The organism is Micromonospora coerulea (assembly GCF_016598485.1).
Classification (GTDB): Bacteria; Actinomycetota; Actinomycetes; order Mycobacteriales; family Micromonosporaceae; genus Micromonospora; species Micromonospora coerulea.
This window is the reverse complement of sequence record NZ_JAEMUW010000109.1, coordinates 1-540: the sequence shown is the minus strand read 5'-3', so window position 1 is coordinate 540 and position 540 is coordinate 1. Positions and strand designations below refer to the sequence as shown.

General features: G+C 74.3%; 1 protein-coding gene. It reads left to right on the top strand.

Features of this window, described 5'->3' with window-relative positions:
- Window positions 1–540: transposase (locus I8N68_RS32505; protein WP_200216931.1), on the top strand; the 540-nt coding region annotated here is incomplete at both ends.

Genomic DNA, 540 nt, shown 5'->3' with positions numbered 1-540 from the left:
CCCGTTGTGGGTGCGCCTGGCCAGGGAGGTGCCGTATCCGGCCGAGCAGGTCCGCTCGATCACCCTGCTGTGTGAGGGCGGCCGCCTGTTCCTGGACGTGACCGCCGAGGTGCCGGTGACGGTCTACCCGCCCGGCGAGGAACCGGATCCGGGCCGGGTGGCCGGGGTGGACCTGGGGGTCATCCACCCCTACGCCGTGGCGGGCCCCGACGGGGAAGGACTGCTGGTGTCGGGGCGGGCGATCCGCGCCGAGCACCGCATGCACTTAGCCGACACGAAAGCCCGCCGCCGTGCCGTGGCCCGCCGGGCGCCGAAACCCGGTGAGAAGGGGTCCCGGCGGTGGCGCAAGTACCGGCGTCGGGCACGCCTGGTCGAGGGCCGGCACCAGCGACGGGTCCGTCAGGCCCAGCACGAAGCCGCCCGCACCGTCGTGTCGTGGGCGGTGCGGCAGCGGGTCGGTGTGTTGCACGTGGGTGACCCTCGCGGGGTGCTCGACATCGACGCGGGTCGGCGGCACAACCTGCGGTTGCGGCAGTGGCA